23 protein-coding genes and 2 tRNA genes are annotated in these 21,948 nt (G+C 37.8%); 9 read left to right on the top strand and 16 right to left on the bottom strand.

The window, feature by feature from the left end; all coding sequences use genetic code 11:
• Positions 1-119: 119 nt before the first annotated feature.
• The 15 genes from GQR53_RS06135 to GQR53_RS06065 all read right to left on the bottom strand — a co-directional run bounded on the left by GQR53_RS06135 (position 120) and on the right by GQR53_RS06065 (position 15,218).
• Positions 120-1,484: a DUF1329 domain-containing protein gene (locus GQR53_RS06135; RefSeq protein WP_165743183.1), complete on the bottom strand. Its 1,365-nt coding sequence runs from the start codon at positions 1,482-1,484 to the stop codon at positions 120-122.
• A gap of 13 nt (positions 1,485-1,497) precedes the next feature.
• Positions 1,498-3,597: a DUF1302 domain-containing protein gene (locus GQR53_RS06130; protein WP_165743181.1), complete on the bottom strand. Its 2,100-nt coding sequence runs from the start codon at positions 3,595-3,597 to the stop codon at positions 1,498-1,500.
• A gap of 253 nt (positions 3,598-3,850) precedes the next feature.
• Positions 3,851-4,072 (bottom strand): DUF2835 family protein, encoded by a 222-nt coding sequence (locus GQR53_RS06125; RefSeq protein ID WP_033011738.1) that lies wholly within the window; start codon positions 4,070-4,072, stop codon positions 3,851-3,853.
• On the bottom strand, positions 4,073-6,667 hold the full coding sequence (gene pepN / locus GQR53_RS06120) for an aminopeptidase N (protein ID WP_165743179.1): 2,595 nt from the start codon (positions 6,665-6,667) through the stop codon (positions 4,073-4,075).
• A gap of 47 nt (positions 6,668-6,714) precedes the next feature.
• Positions 6,715-8,178, bottom strand: a complete 1,464-nt coding sequence (gene nhaC, locus GQR53_RS06115; RefSeq protein ID WP_197098738.1) for a Na+/H+ antiporter NhaC — start codon at positions 8,176-8,178, stop codon at positions 6,715-6,717.
• A gap of 181 nt (positions 8,179-8,359) precedes the next feature.
• Positions 8,360-10,384: a carboxy terminal-processing peptidase gene (gene prc / locus GQR53_RS06110; RefSeq protein ID WP_165743176.1), complete on the bottom strand. Its 2,025-nt coding sequence runs from the start codon at positions 10,382-10,384 to the stop codon at positions 8,360-8,362.
• A gap of 26 nt (positions 10,385-10,410) precedes the next feature.
• The gene (proQ, locus tag GQR53_RS06105) at positions 10,411-11,061 is read right to left on the bottom strand and encodes an RNA chaperone ProQ (RefSeq protein ID WP_002961909.1); all 651 of its coding nucleotides are present in this window, start codon (positions 11,059-11,061) and stop codon (positions 10,411-10,413) included.
• A gap of 15 nt (positions 11,062-11,076) precedes the next feature.
• Positions 11,077-11,355, bottom strand: a complete 279-nt coding sequence (locus GQR53_RS06100) for a hypothetical protein (RefSeq protein ID WP_002961910.1) — start codon at positions 11,353-11,355, stop codon at positions 11,077-11,079.
• Positions 11,355-11,813 carry a GAF domain-containing protein gene (locus GQR53_RS06095; RefSeq protein ID WP_002961911.1) on the bottom strand — a complete coding sequence of 153 codons (459 nt, stop codon included), beginning with the start codon at positions 11,811-11,813 and terminating at the stop codon, positions 11,355-11,357. The genes GQR53_RS06100 and GQR53_RS06095 overlap by 1 nt, the downstream gene beginning before the upstream one ends.
• Before the next feature lie 128 nt (positions 11,814-11,941).
• On the bottom strand, positions 11,942-12,322 hold the full coding sequence (locus GQR53_RS06090) for a hypothetical protein (RefSeq protein WP_002961912.1): 381 nt from the start codon (positions 12,320-12,322) through the stop codon (positions 11,942-11,944).
• A 173-nt stretch (positions 12,323-12,495) separates the two neighbouring features.
• Positions 12,496-12,741: a hypothetical protein gene (locus tag GQR53_RS06085; protein WP_024594562.1), complete on the bottom strand. Its 246-nt coding sequence runs from the start codon at positions 12,739-12,741 to the stop codon at positions 12,496-12,498.
• 13 nt (positions 12,742-12,754) lie between these two features.
• Positions 12,755-13,567 (bottom strand): CPBP family intramembrane glutamic endopeptidase, encoded by an 813-nt coding sequence (locus GQR53_RS06080; RefSeq protein ID WP_165743175.1) that lies wholly within the window; start codon positions 13,565-13,567, stop codon positions 12,755-12,757.
• 118 nt (positions 13,568-13,685) lie between these two features.
• Positions 13,686-14,063 (bottom strand): LytTR family DNA-binding domain-containing protein, encoded by a 378-nt coding sequence (locus GQR53_RS20830; protein WP_231619909.1) that lies wholly within the window; start codon positions 14,061-14,063, stop codon positions 13,686-13,688.
• Between the two features lie 890 nt (positions 14,064-14,953).
• Positions 14,954-15,044: transfer RNA gene (locus GQR53_RS06070), tRNA-Ser, on the bottom strand.
• Positions 15,045-15,127: 83 nt separating this feature from the next.
• Positions 15,128-15,218: transfer RNA gene (locus tag GQR53_RS06065), tRNA-Ser, on the bottom strand.
• Between the two features lie 251 nt (positions 15,219-15,469).
• Between GQR53_RS06065 and GQR53_RS06060 the strand changes: the two genes are divergently transcribed.
• The 7 genes from GQR53_RS06060 to GQR53_RS06030 are packed head-to-tail and all read left to right on the top strand — an operon-like array spanning position 15,470 to position 18,609.
• Complete coding sequence (locus GQR53_RS06060) at positions 15,470-16,135, top strand: Bax inhibitor-1/YccA family protein (protein WP_008133668.1); 666 nt, start codon at positions 15,470-15,472, stop codon at positions 16,133-16,135.
• 55 nt (positions 16,136-16,190) lie between these two features.
• Positions 16,191-16,544 carry a sulfurtransferase complex subunit TusD gene (tusD, locus tag GQR53_RS06055; RefSeq protein WP_024596911.1) on the top strand — a complete coding sequence of 118 codons (354 nt, stop codon included), beginning with the start codon at positions 16,191-16,193 and terminating at the stop codon, positions 16,542-16,544.
• Positions 16,541-16,897, top strand: a complete 357-nt coding sequence (gene tusC, locus GQR53_RS06050; protein WP_002962696.1) for a sulfurtransferase complex subunit TusC — start codon at positions 16,541-16,543, stop codon at positions 16,895-16,897. The genes tusD and tusC overlap by 4 nt, the downstream gene beginning before the upstream one ends.
• A complete protein-coding gene (locus GQR53_RS06045; protein ID WP_008133664.1) occupies positions 16,894-17,160 on the top strand; it encodes a DsrH/TusB family sulfur metabolism protein in 267 nt (88 codons plus the stop codon). Before tusC ends, GQR53_RS06045 begins: the two co-directional genes overlap by 4 nt.
• Before the next feature lie 3 nt (positions 17,161-17,163).
• Complete coding sequence (locus GQR53_RS06040) at positions 17,164-17,493, top strand: TusE/DsrC/DsvC family sulfur relay protein (protein ID WP_165743173.1); 330 nt, start codon at positions 17,164-17,166, stop codon at positions 17,491-17,493.
• On the top strand, positions 17,493-18,179 hold the full coding sequence (locus GQR53_RS06035) for a pseudouridine synthase (protein WP_024604803.1): 687 nt from the start codon (positions 17,493-17,495) through the stop codon (positions 18,177-18,179). Before GQR53_RS06040 ends, GQR53_RS06035 begins: the two co-directional genes overlap by 1 nt.
• Complete coding sequence (locus tag GQR53_RS06030; protein WP_024600509.1) at positions 18,172-18,609, top strand: NUDIX domain-containing protein; 438 nt, start codon at positions 18,172-18,174, stop codon at positions 18,607-18,609. Before GQR53_RS06035 ends, GQR53_RS06030 begins: the two co-directional genes overlap by 8 nt.
• A gap of 1 nt (position 18,610) precedes the next feature.
• On the opposite strand, the gene GQR53_RS06025 is transcribed toward GQR53_RS06030, so the two are convergent.
• On the bottom strand, positions 18,611-19,882 hold the full coding sequence (locus tag GQR53_RS06025) for a sensor domain-containing diguanylate cyclase (protein ID WP_165743171.1): 1,272 nt from the start codon (positions 19,880-19,882) through the stop codon (positions 18,611-18,613).
• 361 nt (positions 19,883-20,243) lie between these two features.
• Here GQR53_RS06025 and mnmA point away from each other — a divergent pair, with 361 nt between their 5' ends.
• Together mnmA and hflD are read left to right on the top strand one after the other, a co-directional pair.
• Positions 20,244-21,344, top strand: coding sequence for a tRNA 2-thiouridine(34) synthase MnmA (gene mnmA / locus GQR53_RS06020; RefSeq protein WP_002962705.1), 1,101 nt, complete (start codon positions 20,244-20,246; stop codon positions 21,342-21,344).
• On the top strand, positions 21,344-21,946 hold the full coding sequence (gene hflD / locus GQR53_RS06015) for a high frequency lysogenization protein HflD (RefSeq protein ID WP_165743169.1): 603 nt from the start codon (positions 21,344-21,346) through the stop codon (positions 21,944-21,946). The genes mnmA and hflD overlap by 1 nt, the downstream gene beginning before the upstream one ends.
• Positions 21,947-21,948: the final 2 nt, after the last annotated feature.

Raw genomic sequence — 21,948 nt, 5'->3', positions numbered from 1 at the left:
CTTGAACGAGAGAATTGTTTGTCTTTATATACTGAGGAAAGCGTTGCGCGATTTGGTATAAGACAAACGCGATGTGAAAGGAAAAGGCACTTAACATGCGTTAAGTGCCTAACTTCTAACTATCTACCTGCGCGACGTAATGCGCTTGACGTAAACTCGTTATCGTTAAACGATTGTGAAAAATCGTACATTTTTTCTTGGTTATCTAAACCAATTGCTAAATAACGACGAGAATTCAAATCATGGTAAACCTCAAGCGTACTCCATTGTGTAGGTACCTCGTAGTAGTTAAGGCCATAAGCCATTGCTACACGATAAAGCTGGTCGCGGTTATCATAAATATCCGTAACCTGTACTTGCCAGCTATCTTCGTCAATGTAAAACACACGTTTTTTATAGATATGGCGTGTATCATCTTTTAAGTTAGCTTCAACAACCCAAACACGGTGTTTTTCGTAACGTGTATGCTCTGGGTTTATGTGGCCAGGCATTAAAATGTCATCGTATTCTAACTTATCACTATGAAGCTTATAGCTGTTATAAGGAATGTATAACTCTTGCTTACCTTTCAACGTCCAGTTGTAACGATTAGGTGAGCCATTGAACATGTCAAAATCATCAGTAGTACGTAAGCTATCCGCTGCTGTTCCTGGTGCATCATATGCAACATTAGGTGCACGACGAACGCGGCGTTGTCCCGAATTGTAAGTCCATGCTTGGCGTGGCGTTAATATTTGGTCCATCGTTTCATGAACAAGCAGTGCTGTACCTGCTAAGCGTGCAGGCTCTGTAACACTTTGTTTAAACTTAAACAAAATGTTTGAGTCTTGCAGCTCTGCGGGTGTTGCACTCGGATCTGAATATTTAACCAATAACTGCTCATCAAAGCCAACATAGTTATAAGAACCCGATGCTGTTGGCGCTGCTTGACCGGCAAAACGCTCAATAGACTGTCCACGGTAACGTAACAAATGATTCCAAATAGCTTCTAAACCCGTTTTAGGAATAGGGAAAGGAATACCAATTGCCGTATTTTTGATCCCATTCCCGTCTTCAACTAGTTCAGCTGTTGGTGCAAACTTTTTAGTTGCGTCGTACACAAACTGTGGATAAGACGCAGAGCGACGTGTTTCATACACTGGCATTTTAAATGTATCTGGATATGCTTCAAATAAAGCAATTTGACCCGGACTTAAATTTGCTTTGTACTTTTCAATATTATTTTTATCAATAGTGAATAGCACTTTATCAGTTGAAAATGGGTCAAGGTGATGCATACCCGGTTCATAGCCTGCTGGAGCAGATATAATGCCATTATTCCATGCTGGAATAGAGCCATCAGCATTCGCCGCTTTTTCTGCGCCTAATGGCGTTAAGTTTTGACCTAATTGAGCTACCTCAACTGCGCTCATTTTTGCCAAAGCAGCACTGCTTGCAAATAAGCTACAAAAAGCAGTAGCAATGAGGGTAGGTTTTTTAATCATAGTAATGTTACCCCTAAATAGAATATTTTAAGTTAAAAGAAACGTAATCGCGATCTGAGAAAGTATTAATATCGCCGCCGCCCCAAAACGAGTTGTAGCTCACGTCAAGTGACCACGCATTTTGGTAGTTAAAGTTCATGGTCGCACCTAAAGATTTACGGTCTTCAATAAATAAGAACATAGGGTCTGGTGTATTACCATTTACGTCATGAGAAAATACAAAACGAGGAGAGAAATTAATACCATCGTAAAGGTCATAATAATCACCTTTAGCAATTAAGCGATATCCCCAAGAAGATGCAGTAGCAAATGATTTTTGCTCTGCACCATTTGAAAGACCAAGTTGCAATGTAGTGTAATCAGTTGTGCCAGGCCCAGTAATAACGCCACTTCGCCCAGTACCCGATACGTTTAAACGCATCTCGTCGTATTCAGGCATGTTATGAATTTTTACAGCACCCACTTCACCAACAACAGCCCAACTATCAGCCCCTAATGAAGGGCCAAATAAATGTGTTGCAGTAAACTGTAATTGTGATGTATTACGTTCAATATACCCTTGAGCAACTTGACCAGGTCCTACAACACTGATGTCGTCGCCTAAACTCATTTGTGAAATACCCGCAAAATCAGGGCGGATACCAGCAACCGCTAATTGCTCAGGCATCGCTGCATACAAAAGCTCAACATCATCAATTTGCAGAGGCTCGTCTTGACGAAAAGCAAATTCACCCGCAAAAGCTGTTTCACCAATAGTGGTGTTAAAGCTCAAACCGTATAGTTTAATATCTTCTGGGTAGTCGTTTTCAGCTTTAGAAAAGGCAGTTAAATCAGCAACATTATCAGAGGTAATTTCTGTCGTCATAATCATCGCTAAATCTTGCGCAATTGCTTCGTTTGAAAAGTTTGATACGCGACCAGAGATAAGCGGACGACGACTGTGGTAGTTCACATGGTATAACGCAATTTCAGTATCATTAAACTCAGGTAAAAACACCCCTAAACGAAGACCGTACTGACCGCCATCTTCAGGTTCTGTTTTACCATTATCCCCTTTGCCTTTTAATGCAACCTTAGTTGGGTAAGCAAGATACATTTGGGCTAGTAAAGCGCTTCCTTCAGCACTTAAAGGATCAATACCTTGAGCAGCTGCTGCTAATGCAAAATCAGATGTTAGGTTATTTAAACTATCCGTTAAAAAAGCAACATCAATATCAGGATTAGACGTAAAGCCTAACTGAACATTTTGTTGGTAACCATTTTCTGCAGCAAAGTCATTAGTAGAAAAATACGTGCCAGCTGCTGGTAGACGCGTTTCTTGCCATTGATATTGGTAGAAACCTTCAAGCGTAATATTTTCAGTAATACCAAGCGATGCCCAAAGCATACCTACAGGTATAAATGCTTCTTTAAGCTCAGCGCCTGGTGCTTTCAATCGGTCAATATCAACTGGGTTTACGTTAATACCATGAGATATAAGCGTACTTTCACCCCAGTTAACTACTTGCTGACCTAAGCGAATTGATAATGGGTTATTCCCGTCGTTTAAATCAAAATTAGCCCAAACGTATGCATCTAGTAAACGGATATCTGCACAGCTTTGCTCTTTTGTATCTTTATCGTCACACGGGTCAACACCTTCACCAGAAGTTGGGTTTGAATAAGCGCGATCGCCATCCATCAACGCAAAATCATAAAAGTACATAAAACGTGTAAACAAACCATAATTATCTTTATTTATTGAAAGGTCGTGTGTTCCCTTCAATAGTTTTGAGAATGAGTCACCACTGTCAAAATTTAAATTACCCGCATCACCATTGTTTGAGTAAGAGCCGGGTTGTGCCCATACATCTTGTGATGAGTAAATAGTGTTACTTAGTGCAGGGTTGTAACCTGTCCAGTCAAAAGCTGGATTATTACTTTTACCAATTAAGTTAAAGTCCCTGTCTTCTACACGGACGCTTTGCCCATATGAAAAGGTTGAGTCGAAGGTAATATCAAAACCCCCAGCTTCAAATGTTACAGCTTGAGTACTGGCTGCAGATAAACCTAAACTAGCGGCTGCTAAACCTATAGCGATTTTATTTTTAACAAAAAGCGATCTTCTTATCATTTTGGTTCCCCCCTGTCGCGGGTCATTTTGTGTGATCAAGTTATTGTTTTTAGTGTCATCGTAACGATAGAAGCGAATCAGTAAAATTACAAATAGTCGCATTCAATCTGTCATATATTTCTTATTCTGGTTGACGCTTACGTATTGGTAAGACGTCGTACCAGATAATTTATACACGTTATTTTACAATAGGACAAATTGAAATTAACAAAAAGACAATATTTTTATGCTTTTATAACATGAAAACAGGGAGCTAAGCCACGCGCTCAATACGAATGAATTTATTTTCGGGGGTTAATAATATTCTAAAACGCCCTCTTATACCTAGGCTGGTAATAAAAGGTCTTAAATGATTAGCAGAAAAACGTACCGTTTTCCCGCCATCTTCTACAACTTGTAAAGAGCTAAAACGGCCATGGTAGTAATCCATGCACTCGTTATAGCTCAATCTTAAGGTAAAATAATACTCAATCATTTATACGAGCGCTTTTTCAACCTTTTCATACAAATCAGCACTTAGCCCATCTAGATTAGCTAAGCGTTGTAATTGCAGTTTCATTGCTTGAGAGCGAACATCATCGTAACGTTTCCATGACATGAACGGTGTTAACATACGAGACGCATTTTGTGGATTAATTGCATTAAGTTTTATTAATAAGTCACCTAACAACGTATAACCTTGGGCGTCTGAACGATGAAATTGTGCTGTATTAAAGTGACTAAAGCTTCCTACAAGTGCACGTACACGATTCGGGTTTGAAAAATCAAAACACGGATGTTCGTAAAGTGCCTTAATATTGTCTATAGCATTATTGCCTGATTGCATAGCTTGCAGTGCAAACCACTTATCCATCACTAAAACATCATGGCGCCATTGACTATCAAAATGACTCAAAAGCTCTTCTTGTAAAGGGTGGGATGCTTTTACCACTGCGCTTAGTGCACCAAGTACATTGGTCATATTAGTAGAACTTGCGGCTTCTTTAATAAAGCTTACAGCCTCTGGCTTTTGAGTTTTAGCCAAATAATGCAAGCATATTTGTTTTAAAGCGCGCTTAGCAACGGAGCTTGCACTTATACTGCCATCATCTTCAAGAGATTCGTAACAACTAAGCAGTTCATCAGCAAGTTCGTCAGCAATTTGTTGCTCGAACTTTTCTGTTATTTCAATAATCTCATCAACAAGTATTACTTCAAATTCAGCGGCTAATGTATCAAAACTTGGCAGTTTAAACAGCTCTGCAATTAAGGCTAAATCGCCCTCTTTTGTGTTTATAAGTACACGTAGCGCATTTATAATTTCGCTGCTTAACTCGCTATTAGTCGTATCGGTAATCTGAGATTTAATCGCTTTAATAAATAGCTGCTGTTGTGCATCCCAACGTGAAAAATCACTGCGTGCAAAACGCATAATATGCAATAGTTCGGGCTCTGTTGTTTGCTGATTTAAAATACAAGGCGCAGAAAAATCTTCCAGTAAAACCGCAACGGGCTTCTCTAAAATATTATCAAAGCTAAATGTTTGAGTCGTACTTGTTACATCAAGTACATGATCTAGCTTTTTACCTTTATATTGCAGAGCTATACTTTCCCCATTCGCATCAAGTAATTCAATAGCAAATGGAATATGAAGCGGTTTATTATCTGGCTGATTATCCGGTGCTGCTTGTTCTATTGTTAATGTATACGTATTTGAACTGCTATCAAAATGTTGTATTGCATTTAAGCGCGGGGTACCCGATTGACTATACCACAGCTTAAATTGCTCTAAATTTACACCTGATGCATCGCTCATTGCACTGACAAAGTCATCACATGTTACTGCTTGCCCATCGTGGCGCTCAAAGTAAAGTGTCATCCCTTTTTGAAAATTAGTTTCACCTAGTAACGTGTGCATCATACGGATAACTTCAGCACCTTTATCGTATACTGTTACAGTATAAAAGTTATTCATTTCAATAACTTTTTCAGGACGAATTGGATGCGCCATAGGGCCTGCATCTTCGCTAAACTGATGCGTACGCATTACTTTAACAGCATCAATTCGGTTAAGTGCACGAGAACCTAAATCACTACTAAACTCTTGGTCTCTAAATACGGTTAACCCTTCTTTTAGCGATAACTGAAACCAATCTCGGCACGTTACACGATTGCCCGTCCAGTTATGAAAATATTCGTGCCCTACAATAGATTCAATCGTATGGTAGTCTTTATCTGTGGCTGTTTCTTGATTAGCTAATACGCATTTACTGTTAAAAACGTTTAGCCCTTTATTTTCCATCGCGCCCATGTTGAAAAAATCGACAGCTACAATCATATAAATATCAAGGTCATACTCTAAATTAAAGCGTTCTTCATCCCACTGCATTGCCTTTTTGAGTGAGGCAATAGCATGGGGTGTTTTAGATAAATTACCTTTATCAACAAACAATGCTAATTCTACATCTCTGCCGCTTTTAGTCGTGTACGTATCTTTTAAAACATCAAAATCGCCCGCTACAAGTGCAAATAAATAGCTCGGCTTTTTAAATGGGTCTTGCCATTTCACAAAATGACGACCATCTTGTGTTTCACCACTATCTACTTGATTACCATTAGAAAGAAGTTGTAGATACTTTTTATCGGCAATAATAGTTACATCAAACGTGGCAAGTACATCAGGGCGATCCATGTAATAGGTGATCTTTCTAAAACCCTGCGCTTCACACTGTGTACAATACGCACCGCCAGATAAATACAAACCCTCTAAAGAAGTATTCGTCTCAGGCGATATCTCGGTCACAATACTTAATTGGCAACTATCCGGTAGGTTATTAATTATTAGCTGCTCGCCAATAATTTCATAATCAGTTATATCAACCGTATCAATAGATAAAGACAGTAAGCTTAAATCAATACCATCAAGCACTAAAGGTGCTTTTTTATCACCAACACGAGTAAGCGTTAGCAAAGAGCTTACTTTGGTTGATAATGGCTGTAAGTCAAAGGTTAGCTCTGTGTGGTCAATTAAAAAATCAGGAGCTTTATAGTCTTTAAGATATTGTGCTTGAGGTTTACTTGATTCAGTCATAGATACTCCAAAACAGCTCCTTTTAAGTTAAAAGGAGCTGTTTAAAATTAGGCGGATTGTTTTGGCTTAATACGTAAAATTTTAATGCCCAAGTAGGCATAAACCACCGCTAAAACAGGGTTAATTAAGTTAAAGAAAGCGTAGAGTGCATAATCAAAAGGATTTATTAGTAAAACGCTTTGCATATATGCGCCACACGTGTTCCATGGAATTAGTGGGCTGGTAATTGTACCGCCATCTTCCAATGTACGAGATAAGTTAACAGGCTTCAAACCACGTTTTTCATATTCATTTTTAAACATACGACCAGGTACAACAATTGCAATATATTGATCGGCCGCTATCACGTTAGTACCAATACACGTTGCTATTGTTGCCGCAATTAACGATCCCGTACTTTTAGCTATTTTAAGTATGCTTTTAACAAAAATATCCAAAAGGCCTGTTTTTTCCATAATGGCACCAAACATCAGTGCAGTCATAATAAGCCATGTGGTTGTAAGCATTCCGGACATACCGCCACCACTGAGTAGGGAGTCCATTTTGTCATCGCCTGTACTTATGCTAAAACCATCAAAAAACGTCGTCCAAACAAGCTTAAAATAGCCAACTAGCTGCCCTTGAGAAACATCAATTTGGCTAGCAATTAAATCAGATTGAAACAACATGGCCCAAACAGCGCCCACAACAGCACCGATAGAGATAGCAGGAAAAGCAGGCATTTTTTTAATCGCTAAAACTAAAAGTACAATTAGCGGGATTAGCATTTCAAAACCAATATTAAAGTTTTGCTGTAAAATAGCCGTTATTTCATCAATACGCCCCGCTTCGCTTGAAGCAGTTGCGTTAAAGCCCATGAATATAAATATAATCAGTGCAATTACAAAACTTGGTACTGTCGTCCACAGCATATGTTGAATATGCTCAAATAAATCAGCGCCTACAACTGCTGGCGCTAGATTTGTTGTTTCTGACAGCGGGCTTAACTTATCACCAAAGTACGCGCCAGATATAACAGCGCCTGCTGTAACTGTTTGTTCAAGTCCAAGACCCGTTGCAACGCCTAATAAAGCAACACCTATCGTAGCGGCAGTAGTCCAAGAACTACCTATACTCATAGCTACAATGCCACAAATTAAACAACTCGCTGCATAAAACCAACTTGGGTTTATAACTTGCAAGCCATAATAAATTAAAGTTGGTACAGTTCCAGAAAGTAGCCAAGTGCCAATTAACGCACCTACCATAAGTAAAATTAGGATAGCGCCAAGTGAAAGCGTTATACCTTCGATCATAGCTTGTTCTAATTTTTTCCATGTATAACCGTTTTTAAGCCCAATTAAAGCTGCTGCAAAAGTAGCAAATAAAAGTGCAATTTGGTTAGGGCCTGATGAAGAGTTATCACCAAATAAGTAAACTGCAGCACCAAGTAAACAAATTAATACAGAGATAGGAATTAATGCATCAAAAAACGAGGCGGGCTTGATTGGTTTGTCATCCAATAGCTTCAAAGTAGAGACTCCTAGACACACTTACTGTGTGTTTAATTATTATTTTTAGCACGTAAAGCGCATTAATTGAGCATGATTGATCTAGCTCAACTTTATGTAATCAAGGATTATAACAATTTAGTAAATTTTAGGTAGTAAAAAAGGCGCCAATGCGCCTTTTTTACAGAGGTAAAACCAGTTATTACTTCTTAGCTATACGACCATAATTTATATAATCTTGAGTAATTAATGCAGCCTCTTCCAAAAATGGGTCAAGCTCTTCAATTACTTCTGGTATATCGTCTAAGTTTTCTACCGGATCTTTACCTAAACGCTTAAGACGTTCGTTAGTACGTACAAGTGCACGTGCTTCACCTTCATCTTTTTCTTTAATACGGTCTGCTTCAACTAAAGAGATAGTTTTACGGTCTTTCTCTTCGTTGTATAAGGTAATGTCATTAAATACATAACCAAATTCTGGCTCTGATTTAATTCGTACTTCGTGTTGTTTTTCAAGGTACGTAATAATAGGGGTTAAATTACCTAGTTTTTTATATTTCGCTTTAACAATGCTGTCCCAAGGAAGTGCATTATCTTGCTTACTTTCGCCCCACTGTGCAGGATCAATTGCTGATGGAAATGAAATATCAGGGATTACACCTTTATGTTGCGTGCTACCACCGTTAATACGATAAAACTTAGCAATAGTATACTGTACACTACCTAACGCATTATCGTATAGGTCATAAGCACGGCCTAAGCCTTTGTGCTGCTGTACAGTACCCTTACCAAATGTTTGCTCACCAATAATTACAGCGCGACCGTAATCTTGCATTGCTGCTGCGAATATTTCAGAAGCAGAAGCACTGTAACGATCAACTAACACAGTTAAAGGGCCGTCATAGTAAGTTATACCATCACGATCTTTTTGCTCTTCTATACGGTTATTTAAGGTATGAATTTGAACAACTGGGCCCTGGTCAAAAAATAAACCTGACAATTGTGTTGCTTCATATAATGAACCACCACCATTTTGGCGCAAGTCAATAATAATACCATCAACCTTTTCTTCTTTAAGCTTAGCAAGTTCTACTTTTACATCTTTCGAAAGATTATTGTAAAAGCCAGGAATTTCAATCACCCCAATTTTACTTGTTAAATCAGAATATTTTGCTTCAAATACTTCTGATTTAGCCGCTCTATCTTCAAGTCTGATTTTATCGCGAGTGATTTCTACAACTTTCGGAGCGCCGTGAGCATCAACACCTTTTAAATACTGTAAACGTACTTTAGTCCCTTTAGGACCTTTAATTAAATCAACTACGTCATCTAAACGCCAGCCAATTACATCTACAAACTCTTCGCCATCTTGAGCAACACCAATAATGCGATCATCAGCTTTAATTTGATCTGTTTTATCTGCAGGGCCTCCCGGCACTAAGCTGCGAATAACAGTGTAATCTTCATCAGGGCTTAATACGGCACCAATGCCCTCAAGCTCTAAGTCCATATCCATTTTGAATTGCTCTGCACGACGTGGCGATAAATAAGACGTATGCGCCTCAATACTGCGTGCTAGCGAATTCATAACAATTTGAAAAGCATCTTCTGAATTTGATTGTACTAAACGTTTTTCTGCATTTTTGTAGCGTTTGGTCAGCACCTCTTTAATGCCTTCCCAATCTTTACCCGTCATTTTTAAACGCAGTGCGTCGTACTTTACACGCTCACGCCAAATTTCATCAAGCTCAGCTTGTGACGCAGGCCATGCTGAATCTTCACGGTCAAAAAAGTATTCATCTTCTTTATCAAACGTCATCTCTTTTTCAAGCAGAGTAAGTGAATACTCGTAACGTTCAAAACGGCGTTTAAGACTTAAGTTAAAAATATCAAACGTAAAGTCTAATTTACCGGTAGTAATAGCGTTATCAAAGTCATCACGATATTGCTCAAATGAGGCGATATCGCTGGCTAAGAAAACGCTTTTATTAAAATCAAGGGATTCGATATAACGATCGTACACTTTACTAGAAAGCTCATCGTTAAATCGAACCGGTGTATAGTGTGAACGAGCAAATAAGCTAGCCACTCGTTTGCTAGCAGTACCATGTTGACTCTCTTGCTTGAGCTGGGGTAAATCGTTAATAGTAACGGCTTCTACAGCAGCAAATAATGAACCTGAAAACAGGGCAGCAACTAACGGAATGAGCGTAAACTTTTTACTCATACACAACTCCTTAATTTATTTACAACTTAAACAATGTATAAGCTGTCAGCTTTGGTTTTAACTTGCATACCTGTTACTAACTCAACATGAACATCATCTTTGTTCACTTCAGTTATTACTGCATTTACAAGTGCTTGGCCAAGTTTAACCTTAACCTTATTATTAACCTTGACCTCAGTTGCTGGCAAAGGTTCAATTTTTCCTGAACGCTTAGCCGGCGCTGCTTTAGCAGGTTTGTTAGCTGCAGGAGCGTTTTTATCGCCTGGTTTGCTAGCATGAGCTGGTTTTTTCTTGAAAGATTTAGAATCTGAATCTTGGCGAGGACGCTGTTGTTTTTTGCGTTTAGCCATTTTAGCGCGGCTTTCTTCCAATGCTTTTTGTGCATGGTCGATATGCTCTTGCTCAACTTTTTCACCTTGATTACCATCAAGATCAATACGAAACTCTGACTTGGTCACAGCTTCTAAATAACGCCAGTTAGACGTGTATTTTCTAAGCGCTTGACGAACTTGAGTCTTACTTACTTTTTCAGACCCTTCAATACGCTCAGCAATATCTTTAAAAATACCTACTTTAAGCGGCTTGATGCCATCTTTTTGTTTAAAACATTGTGGGAATTCTTGATATAAAAATTCCAACACTTCATTAATATCTTTTAGCTTGTTTGTGGTTTCCATTTTAGAACCTATTTTTCACATCTTTTCATCAAGGGACGAATCGACGTAGTGTGTTACCCAGTCGACCAACTCTTCGAAATCGGCTTCTATAACAGCCATATCACCTCGAAGGTGTTCCCAAATACCATTAATTGTTTCATCAATAAATTCACATTCTGAATCATCTGGAAGACGATCCCATGCAATATGAATCAAATCATTGAGCGTTTCCGCTACATGTTCTTCTTCGCCTTCCCAGTCGCCAACATCTTGTACAGCAAATAGGTAGTCTTGAACATTTAGCAAATCTTTCATTACAAGCTCGCCTCTAAGCATTTTACTAATGCTTCTAGACCGGCTTTATCGTCAGCATCAAATCGACCAATACTCGGACTATCAATGTCTAGTACAGCAAATACTTTACCATGTTTCATGATAGGTACAACCACTTCAGAATTAGACGCTGCATCACAGGCTATGTGGCCGTCAAAAGCGTGAACATCTTCAATTAATTGTGTTTCTACGGTTGCCGCAGCAGTTCCGCATACACCTTTTCCTACTGGAATACGAATGCATGCAGGGTTACCTTGAAACGGACCAAGTACTAATTCAGTAGGAGAATCCATAAAGTAAAAGCCCGCCCAATTTACATCCTCTAAAGAGGTAAATAACAGCGCGCTTATGTTTGCCATATTGGCAATTACATTGGATTCACCAGCTATCAGCGATTCAGTTTGCTTAACTAATGACTGGTAAAAATCGTGCTTTTGCATACCAAACTACTTCTTATTAAACATACAGTAGCTAAAGGTACTCTTTGTCGTGAAAAATTGGAACCTTTTGGAGGTAAAAAAAAGGAAATCACACCGTTTATCAGTGCGCTTGGTTAATAATGCTGCGATTATTTTTTTGCCGTTTTACGAAGACCAAACAAAAACAGCCCAGCAGCGAATGCTGACATTACACTATTGATCAAAAATATCTCCCCTGTTGTGGCACTTAATAAGTAACTAAATATCGCTCCGCCTAGTAGTCCAAGAGTTAATACCCCTGAATAATTAACTTTAGAATACTTAAACATGAGTAAATACCCAGGCACAACAAAAGCAGCCATTGTTAAGCCTACTATGTGTGCATTTGATATAGCAGTCATTAATAAGGTAAGAAATATTGATACAAACTCGCCTTCAAGCGTAAGTGAGTAATAAACACCAAGTAAACTGCCTACAATAACAGGCGATAATAACGAAAGCCCTACGCTTTTTGCTAGCTGATGTTTCATTTAAAATCCTTAATACACAAATCTAAATTCTATGTATAAAGCATGCACCAAGATCTAAAGGTTAGAAACAGAGACTATGGTCGTAATTTATGATTAAAAATAAACCTTATTGCAGTATGAGCCTATTACTTTATTAATAGGCTCATAAGTTTGGGTCACACTTATCAAAATGCTTATAACTTAGCTATTTTATTTGATAACTCAAAATGGCTAGATGTTACTATTTCCTCAAGCACTGCCACCCTTTTGCTCAACATCGCTGTTTGTTCCTCTAATTTTGTTATCTTGTTATTATTTAGTCCTTTAAATTTTGCGTGCGCTGCCATTATTGTAGTTTTATAGGTGAAATAACGTTTAGTAATAGTAAGAATCAAAAAGGGTGAGCTAAATATAATTATTACAATAAATAATTCTAGCATGGTCGTTTCCCAATCAATTTAAGTTAGCTTGTTGCGTGTAAAGGCCATTTTTAGTGCATTGAAATAATTTTGATAATGTAACTTCGCGCTGCTTTCCTCGTCGAATTAGCATCTCAACATACACAATACTTAACACAATGGCTGTTGCTTTAAATAAGTTACCTTGTAGATCACCTACTGCGCCACCCGACATACCAAATATTCCGTAAGCTGCATTCATAAAAATATGCATCCACATAGGAAACCAAATACGATAACCACATTCACAATATAGCCACGCAAACCATGTACCTGCTACAGTAGTGATTGCAACCGCCATCAATGCAGAAATCGCATCATTGCCTTGATAAATATGGCCCAGACCAAATATTACTGAACTAATTAATGCCGCAGGCACAAAGCCCCATCTACAATATTTAAATAAAACACCAAACAATGCAGCCCTAAAAATTAGCTCTTCAAAAAACCCCGCATAAACTGAGCCAGTTATTATTGCTAGTATTGATAGGTTAAGTTCATCACTCAAAAATCCATAACCTATTGCCATAGGAGTACAACAAATAATTGCTGCGAGTGCATAGTTAATAAAACCAGAGGAATTAAACCCTATAGATTCAAAAGGCTTACTTTGTTTAAACAAAATAATAGCCGCAATAACTAACGGTCCATATAAAAAAATATATTTAGCGGGGGTAAATAAAATGCCAGTTAGATTATCAAGTTCAGACAACCAGCTAGACCAACCTTCTCCCCTAAACTGCCTCATTACATAGTGGCAAAATACAAATATAGAAATTATTGCAAGTGCCTTGATAGCGTATTTCATATCTACTTTTCTCGTTAAGTTGTAAATTTCAACTTAATCTTGGCAATAGTAAAAATACAAAGCGACCTATTAGGTATCAATTACAAGATGAGGTATAAAGCCCATGTTTTAGGGGGGATTAACATGATTTTGGGATTAATGACAAAGCATCTTTGATTACTTTTACATAAGAACGAGACACAGGAATTTTAATATCAATTGTATGTAGCGATAATTGCAACCCTCCAGCATTACCACTGTAGTGTTGAATGTTTTGCAGGTTAACCGCATAAGAACGGTGGCATCGTAATATAATTGTTTTTTCTGGAAGCTGCTTTAATAAACCGCTAAGAGATACACGTAATAGTTTACGTGAAGTTGAAGCTCCTTCTTGTATTGTTATTTCACAATAGTTGTCTGAAGATTTAATAAATAAAATATGGTGAGGAGCCGCATTAATTTCGTCGTTTTTGTTATCACCTTTGAGAGTAATTGTCTTTAATTCAACTTCTCTCAACTGCTCTTGAGCAACGCTAACTTTACTTGGCTTAGTTAAATCTATTACATGCCTATTTACCACAAGTAAAAAAATAAGAGGAAATACACCAATACAAAAAATATACCCTACAAAAAGTAATTGATTCTGCCAATGCTAAGATCCAAGTACAGCAACCACAAAATACCCATGATTGAATATCGCAGTAATTAAAATATATGTGATAGGAATAATAATTAAACGGTTTAATTTACTTAGCTTAAACTTAAGTAACACTATTTCTATGAAACCTGACAATAGCAAAGCACAAAAGGTTACTAACCCATAGCCAAAAAGTCGCAGAAACTTGTAAGACTCGGTATCGCTTGAAGTGCCAAAAGGTTGAAATACAAAAAGTACAAAAAGCGTTATAAACGAAAACATGGCGGCACGATATACAACTAACTTTCTCGAATCTAGATCATCTTTGAGCCACAACATCCTATTTTTCATACCTTTAATCCACCAATGTTTAAAAATAGCACACATTAATATGTGCATTCCAACTCATTTAAAATTTTTTGTGATGGTAGTTTTATTAAAAACAAAAAAAGGAAGAGAGCATCAACGTTATTTAACATCAGAAGATGATGTGTCAGCAATTCTATCTGCTTTTAAGATTTTACTAATGAGAGATAAAACATGTAATACCAATTCGCTTAATTAAGTGATCTATTTTGAGGGTGGAAAAACGTGTTGATAGCTAGGCAATAAATTCGCTATTTAGTTGTTCAAAATGAGAATTTTTTAACGCATGGAGCGACACGTTTAGCCCCGCAAAATGATTAAGTATTATTGCGGGTTTGTATAAGTGTACTAATTGTGTTCCAAACACAAAAAAGCCCGCTAAATTAGCGGGCTATTCTGTTATATGGTGGAGAGATAGGGATTTGAACCCTAGATGGGCTATAAACCCATGCCGGTTTTCAAGACCGGTGCATTCGACCACTCTGCCATCTCTCCGATACTGCTAAGTTAAAAGTAAGAGTGTACTAATAACTATTTAAATGAATGATATTTTAATTACCACACACTTATTAAATAAGTGGTGGAGAGATAGGGATTTGAACCCTAGATGGGCTATAAACCCATGCCGGTTTTCAAGACCGGTGCATTCGACCACTCTGCCATCTCTCCGCACGGCCTGCATAATAGGGAAACCCATCCCTTTTGTGAAGCTTTTTTTTAAATTAATTGTTTAAGTGCTTAAAAAACAATTAATTTGTTTAAAGATAAAACAAAGTGTTTTTAATTTAGCCGTCAATATACTTTTATTTAAATATTTAACTCTATTGATCTACAAAGGTTTGCCCAAACATATAAGAGTTGGTAATCTAATTTTAGTTAAATTATCGAAACACACACGTTTCACTTAAAGGAGCTCTACAATGGCGTTTAATCAATCGTACAATACCGCGAAACCGGTAATGTCTACCATTGAAACAAACAAGGTACTTAAAAACACCTACTTTTTACTAGCTATGACACTTGCATTTAGTGCAGTTACAGCCGGTATTTCAATGGCACTACAATTACCTTACTTTATGGGAATTGTGTTTACACTCGTTTCGTTCGGTTTATTATTTGTTGTAAATAAAAAAGCAGATACAGCATCTGGTGTATTTTGGGTGTTTGCTTTCACAGGTTTAATGGGGGCAGGCTTAGGTCCATTGCTTAACCATTATGCTGCATTACCTAATGGCCCAATGCTTATTATGCAAGCCTTAGGTTCTACAGCGCTTATCTTTTTTGGTTTATCTGCTTATGCACTAAATACTAAAAAAGACTTCTCATTTATGGGTGGCTTTTTAACTGTTGGCTTAATCGTTGTGATTGTAGCAAGCATCGTTAATATTTTTATTGGCAGTTCATTGATGTTTATGGTGCTTAATGCAGCAGTTGTACTGATTATGTCTGGTTTGATTTTATTTGATACAAGCCGAATCATAAACGGTGGTGAAACTAACTACATTCGCGCAACAGTGTCTTTATACCTAAGCGTATATAACTTATTTACTTCTTTACTTGCTCTACTTGGCGCAAGTGATGACTAATTAAATAGTTCTGTTAAAATAGCCCCTTTATTGGGGCTTTTTTATTGGAATTGTTTTGGCACGCTTTGTTCTTTCATTACATACACCACCATCCGATCACGATACCACGCAACGCATAGTTAAATTTGCGAATGCATGTTTAGCCCAAGGGCACACCATTGATGCTATTTTTTTATACCAGCAAGGTATTTATCATGCATCTACCCACTTTGATTTATCCTCAGACGAGCTTCAAATTTCAGCACTTTGGCAGCAACTCGCTGATCAAAAACTAAATTTAATGCTGTGTGTTACCGCCGCGCAAAAGCGCGGGTTAGATATTAAAAACACAGGTGTATTTAAAGTCGCAGGATTAGCTGAATTTGCAATGCTTGCAAGCGACGCAGATAAATGGGTGCAATTTAAATGATAAACGTATTAGTAATGAGTCAGTGCAGCCCATTTGACGATTTAAATATTCGTGATGCACTTGATATGACATTGATATTTGCTGCTGTTGACCAAAATGTAAGTTGGTTGTTTAGCGGCCCCGCCGTTTTAGCTTTAAAAAAGCATCAACAACCAAACAATATTGGCTTAAAAGACTTTTTTAAAAATATTAAAACACTCGAAATATATGATGTTGAAAACATTTTCGTGTGTGAAAAATCATTGCTTGATTATGGTTTAAATAAACATGATTTACTCATAGAAGCAAAAGCTCTTAACTTTAGTCAACAACAAACACTAATTAAAGCGCAGCAACATGTGGTGAACCTATGAGTACGTTACATATATTTTCAAAGCCGCTTAACTATTACTCGGCAAATCAGCTAGAGAACTTAATTTTATCAGGCGATAAGGTACTACTTGTTGGTGATGCCTGCTTTGCAAAAAAACAATTTAGACAATTTGCAGATACACTGTTAATACTTGAACAAGACGCGCAAGTACGTGCAATAAAATTAGCAGATAACGATAAAGCAATTAGCTATGAAGACTTTGTGGCACTCACTTTATCAACTAATCAATCAATTACGTGGTAACTCATGCTTGAATTTAACAACCAACAGATTGAAACCGACAAACAAGGCTACTTGATCGACCATACTTTATGGTCAAAGGAGCTGGCGCCTGTAATTGCTACTCAAGAAAACATCACACTTAGTGAGCAACACTGGGAAGTCATTAATTTTGTTCGTGATTTTTACATTGAATATAACACCAGCCCAGCAATTAGAATGCTTGTAAAAGCAATGGCTAAAGCACTCGGTGAAGATAAAGGTAATAGCCTTTATTTATATAAATTATTTCCTAAAGGCCCAGCCAAGCAAGCAACAAAAATTGCCGGATTACCAAAACCAGCTAGGTGCATATAATGAGAGCTAAATCAGACAATAATCAAGCAACACAAGCCAAGCCAAAAAGAAGTACTGGGCGTACTTATTCACGCAGTGCACTTAACAAAACGCCATCTGGTAAAAGAGAAATAAAGCCGCAAATAGCATCTAAAGACAGAAAAATTGTGTTATTCAACAAGCCGTTTGATGTGCTATGCCAATTTACAGATGACGCAGACAGAAAAACGCTTGCTGAATTTATCCCTATTAAAGAAGTTTACGCAGCAGGAAGGTTAGACAGAGACAGTGAAGGTTTATTGCTTTTAACAAACTGTGGAAAATTACAAAACACCTTAACTGCTCCTGATAAAAAAACGAATAAAACCTACTGGGCACAAGTTGAGGGTGAACCAACGAGTGAATCAATTAATGATTTATGTAATGGCGTAGAACTTAAAGACGGGCTTACACTCCCCGCTAACGTTAAAATAATTGATGAGCCAACAATTTGGGCGCGTACCCCGCCTGTACGCGAGCGAAAAGCAATCCCTACCACTTGGCTAAGTATTACTATTAATGAAGGTAGAAACAGACAAGTTCGTCGAATGACCGCGCATATTGGACACCCTACACTTCGCCTCATCCGCTATAGCATTGGCAACTATACGTTGGATGATATTAATTGTGGTGAATACAAAGTAATTAAGGGCGTAGTTGATGCATAAACCGCATGTCACGGTTGCAGCAATAGTAAAAAAGCAAAACGAGTTTTTACTTGTAAAAGAGCGAGATAAATTTACAAAGCAAATTTGTTACAATCAACCTGCGGGTCATTTAGAGCAAAATGAGACACTTGCACAAGCTGCAAGCAGAGAGCTACTAGAAGAAACAGGCTTAACGCTCGAGCCTATTGGGTTTTTAGGTGTTTATAATTTGCATGCCGATAACGCAGTGCACTATTTGCGATTCTGCTTTTTATTTGAAGCGCCTAATAATATAAAAGCACCAACACCAATGGATTCCGACATCATCAGCGCTAGCTGGTATACATTAGAGCAAATAAAATCATTACCTCTTAGAAGCCCTTTAGTGCTCAAGTGCATTAACGACAGCTTGAATCGACCACCGTTAAGCTTAGAAACTATTTATAATTGATTTACTCTGAGCTTAGCGCTATACAATTACGTCCTTGTTTTTTAGCATAATAAAGGGCGTTATCAGCGGCTTTAACAAAGCTGACTTCATTACTATTTGTATAGTTGCTAATGGTATTAATGCCCATACTTATTGATAAAAATCCGGTAAAGCTATCTTGGTGAGCAATAGCTAAGCTTTCTACAGCCTTTTGTATTTGCTCTGCTATAAACAGCGCTCCTTGCCTATCTGTTTGTGGAAGTAAAACAACAAATTCCTCTCCACCATAGCGCGCCACAAAATCTTCTGGGCGACTAACCGTTGAAGCAATTTTTTGAGCCACGTCATATAAGCACGTATCGCCCGCTACATGCCCATACCGATCATTAAATTGTTTAAAATGATCAATATCGATAATAATCATCGATAGCATGCCTTCGCATTCTTTTGCTCGTTCATACTCATGCGTTAGTTTTTCATCAAACCGACGCCTATTTGCAATTTTGGTTAATGCATCCAAAAAGGCCATATCCCTGAGTATATCTTCTGCTTCTAAACGCTCTGTTGCATCATTAAAAACAGCTAAAAACTCTTCACCTATATCAATCCCTGAAATTTCCATCATCACTTGCGAGCCATCACGACAAGAAACTCGATAGTTATTTGCGGGTATGTCGTTATTGTTATTTAGTGCCTTTTCAAGAGAGTCTTGCCACAGCTCTTTTGCAAGTGCTCTGTATTGGGGATCTGGATACGCTTTTTCCCACCATGATTTAAGATTTGGCACATCTTCTACTGTATAACCAAAAACATCTACAAAACGTTGATTAACTTTTAAAATATCACCCGTCTTGGCACATACATTACATACTGGCATTGGCAAAACGGTAAATAACCTAGCGTAGTGACTTATCTCATGTTTGCGCATAGGGTTTAGTGTACTTTGAGGTAAGTAACTCATTGGCATATCATTTTTTTCTATACTAAGCTTTTCTTCCATTTCTAAAGCGAAATACCACTCAAGCCACCAGTGCTCTACATGCTCAAGCACCTTTAAATCAACGTTCTTTTTAACTGTTGAACCTTTTATTAAGCTAAATAACTCATGTACATGGTTTGGCTCTTGGTAAATATGAGGGTTTTTGGGTTTTATTAACTCATAAAAAAGATTATAGGCTGATTTTTTAAACTCTGTCGTCTTGCTAGAAAGTAATTCGCTATCCAAAAAATCCGGTTTTTGTGTGTAATGCTCGACTAAAGAATTTATCTTGTTTATTTGATAGGCATAATTCATATATTCATTCCATTGACTATATTTCAAGCGGCTTTAAAATGGTTTACAACCATATACTCACCACTATTTTATTTTTATTAAGTGTATATTTACCCTAGTAGTTTTGAAAGAAAATACTATTAATAAAACTCAATAACTACATGAATTATTCTATACTCTTAATTTATTAGTAAAGATCACTTTAATATTGCTAAAGTTACAGCCTGATAATGCGTTTAAGTCTAGTTTGCTATTTGTTATACAAATAAAATAGTGACAAATTATGTCCTTTGCCGCCCTACGCTCTTTAAGCACAAACAAAATACATGCTATAATCGCGGCCTTTCCAAGTTAACAGCAATCTGTATAAGCGAAATTATTCATGAGCGAAAATAGTCACATTAAAGTCATTGTTGGCATGTCCGGCGGTGTTGATTCTTCTGTATCTGCATATTTATTACAACAACAGGGCTACCAAGTAGAAGGCCTGTTTATGAAGAACTGGGAAGAAGACGACAATGATGAATACTGTGCCGCCGCTGATGACTTAAAAGATGCACAAGCCGTGTGCGACAAATTAGGTATTGAGCTTCACACAGTAAACTTTGCTGCTGAATACTGGGATAATGTATTCGAATACTTTTTAGCAGAGTACAAAGCCGGCCGTACACCAAACCCAGATATAATGTGTAATAAAGAAATTAAATTTAAAGCCTTTTTAGAATTTGCGGCTCAAGCACTCGGTGCTGACTTTATTGCAACCGGACACTACGTTCGCCGTGAACTTCGCGATGACAAATACGTAATGTGTCGCGGACTTGATAATAATAAAGATCAAAGCTACTTCTTATATACCCTAAGCCATGAACATATTGGCCAAACGTTATTCCCTGTAGGTGATATCGAAAAACCAGAAGTACGCCGCATAGCAGAAGAACAAGACCTAATCACGCACGATAAAAAAGACAGCACCGGAATTTGCTTTATCGGTGAGCGTAAATTTAAAGATTTTCTACAAAAGTTTTTACCAGCGCAACCTGGCGTTATCGAAGACACTGACGGTAACAACGTAGGCGAGCACGAAGGCTTAATGTACCACACACTTGGACAACGCAAAGGCTTGTTAATTGGTGGTATGAAGGAAGGTTCTGGCGAACCATGGTACGTAGTTGATAAAGATTTAGAACGTAACGTACTTGTTGTTGGTCAAGGTAAAGATCACCCTCGCCTATACAGTAATGGTCTTAATGCAAACCAATTACATTGGGTAGACCGCGTTGGCCCTAAAGGCACCACTCGCTGCACAGTAAAAACACGTTACCGTCAAGAAGACTTAAGCTGTACCCTACTTGTAGGTGAAGACGGCATGGCTCGTGTATTATTCGACGAACCACAAAAAGCAGTTACGCCAGGTCAATCTGCCGTATTTTATGCAGAAGATGTGTGTTTAGGTGGTGGTATTATTGACTCGGTGATTAAGTAATGAATGAATACCAAGTCATGGCGCTTGCCGCCATGTGCCAGGTTGCTAAACAAGTTCAAAAAATTGCCCAATACGGCAGCAACAACAAACACGATTTAGAAATCTTACTTTCAAGTATTATTCAAACATCTCCTGAATCTCCAGAGGACGTTTATCAAGGTACAGATAACCTGCGTGATGGCTATAAAACATTAATGGCGCAGCTTACTGCAGGCGCTCAAAAAGATGTTGAAATAGTAAAGTACGTAGGTGGTTTAATGCAGCTTGAGCGTGCACTAAATGCAAACGACAAGAGCTTAAACGAATTAGGCAAACGAATTGATGATATTCATCGTCGTTTAGATCATTTTGCTATTACCGACGAGAGCGTTGTTGCCGGTTTAGCAGATATATACTCGTCGGTGCTGAGCCCCCTTGGGCACCGAATACAGGTTTATGGTAAACCCGAGTTATTAAAACAGCAGCTCACTCAAAATAAAATCCGTGCCCTATTACTAGCCGGTGTTAGAAGTGCAGTATTATGGCGACAAATGGGCGGTAAACGCCGTCACTTTTTCTTTTCAAAAAGAAAAATACTCGCCATTGCTAAAACAAAAATTTAACT

The organism is Pseudoalteromonas sp. Z9A6, assembly GCF_011378805.1.
GTDB classification, from domain to species: domain Bacteria; phylum Pseudomonadota; class Gammaproteobacteria; order Enterobacterales; family Alteromonadaceae; genus Pseudoalteromonas; species Pseudoalteromonas distincta.
Note: the sequence above shows the minus strand (reverse complement) of the source record. Positions and strands in the feature narration are given on the sequence as shown.

Bases quoted from the DNA above. Each gene is read 5' to 3' on its own strand.
- GQR53_RS06135 (WP_165743183.1), bottom strand. From the start codon at position 1,484: ATGATTAAAAAACCTACCCTCATTGCTACTGCTTTTTGTAGCTTATTT.
- GQR53_RS06130 (WP_165743181.1), bottom strand. From the start codon at position 3,597: ATGATAAGAAGATCGCTTTTTGTTAAAAATAAAATCGCTATAGGTTTA.
- GQR53_RS06125 (WP_033011738.1), bottom strand. From the start codon at position 4,072: ATGATTGAGTATTATTTTACCTTAAGATTGAGCTATAACGAGTGCATG.
- pepN (WP_165743179.1), bottom strand. From the start codon at position 6,667: ATGACTGAATCAAGTAAACCTCAAGCACAATATCTTAAAGACTATAAA.
- prc (WP_165743176.1), bottom strand. From the start codon at position 10,384: ATGAGTAAAAAGTTTACGCTCATTCCGTTAGTTGCTGCCCTGTTTTCA.
- proQ (WP_002961909.1), bottom strand. From the start codon at position 11,061: ATGGAAACCACAAACAAGCTAAAAGATATTAATGAAGTGTTGGAATTT.
- GQR53_RS06100 (WP_002961910.1), bottom strand. From the start codon at position 11,355: ATGAAAGATTTGCTAAATGTTCAAGACTACCTATTTGCTGTACAAGAT.
- GQR53_RS06095 (WP_002961911.1), bottom strand. From the start codon at position 11,813: ATGCAAAAGCACGATTTTTACCAGTCATTAGTTAAGCAAACTGAATCG.
- GQR53_RS06090 (WP_002961912.1), bottom strand. From the start codon at position 12,322: ATGAAACATCAGCTAGCAAAAAGCGTAGGGCTTTCGTTATTATCGCCT.
- GQR53_RS06085 (WP_024594562.1), bottom strand. From the start codon at position 12,741: ATGCTAGAATTATTTATTGTAATAATTATATTTAGCTCACCCTTTTTG.
- GQR53_RS06080 (WP_165743175.1), bottom strand. From the start codon at position 13,567: ATGAAATACGCTATCAAGGCACTTGCAATAATTTCTATATTTGTATTT.
- GQR53_RS06060 (WP_008133668.1), top strand. From the start codon at position 15,470: ATGGCGTTTAATCAATCGTACAATACCGCGAAACCGGTAATGTCTACC.
- tusC (WP_002962696.1), top strand. From the start codon at position 16,541: ATGATAAACGTATTAGTAATGAGTCAGTGCAGCCCATTTGACGATTTA.
- GQR53_RS06045 (WP_008133664.1), top strand. From the start codon at position 16,894: ATGAGTACGTTACATATATTTTCAAAGCCGCTTAACTATTACTCGGCA.
- GQR53_RS06040 (WP_165743173.1), top strand. From the start codon at position 17,164: ATGCTTGAATTTAACAACCAACAGATTGAAACCGACAAACAAGGCTAC.
- GQR53_RS06035 (WP_024604803.1), top strand. From the start codon at position 17,493: ATGAGAGCTAAATCAGACAATAATCAAGCAACACAAGCCAAGCCAAAA.
- GQR53_RS06030 (WP_024600509.1), top strand. From the start codon at position 18,172: ATGCATAAACCGCATGTCACGGTTGCAGCAATAGTAAAAAAGCAAAAC.
- GQR53_RS06025 (WP_165743171.1), bottom strand. From the start codon at position 19,882: ATGAATTATGCCTATCAAATAAACAAGATAAATTCTTTAGTCGAGCAT.
- mnmA (WP_002962705.1), top strand. From the start codon at position 20,244: ATGAGCGAAAATAGTCACATTAAAGTCATTGTTGGCATGTCCGGCGGT.
- hflD (WP_165743169.1), top strand. From the start codon at position 21,344: ATGAATGAATACCAAGTCATGGCGCTTGCCGCCATGTGCCAGGTTGCT.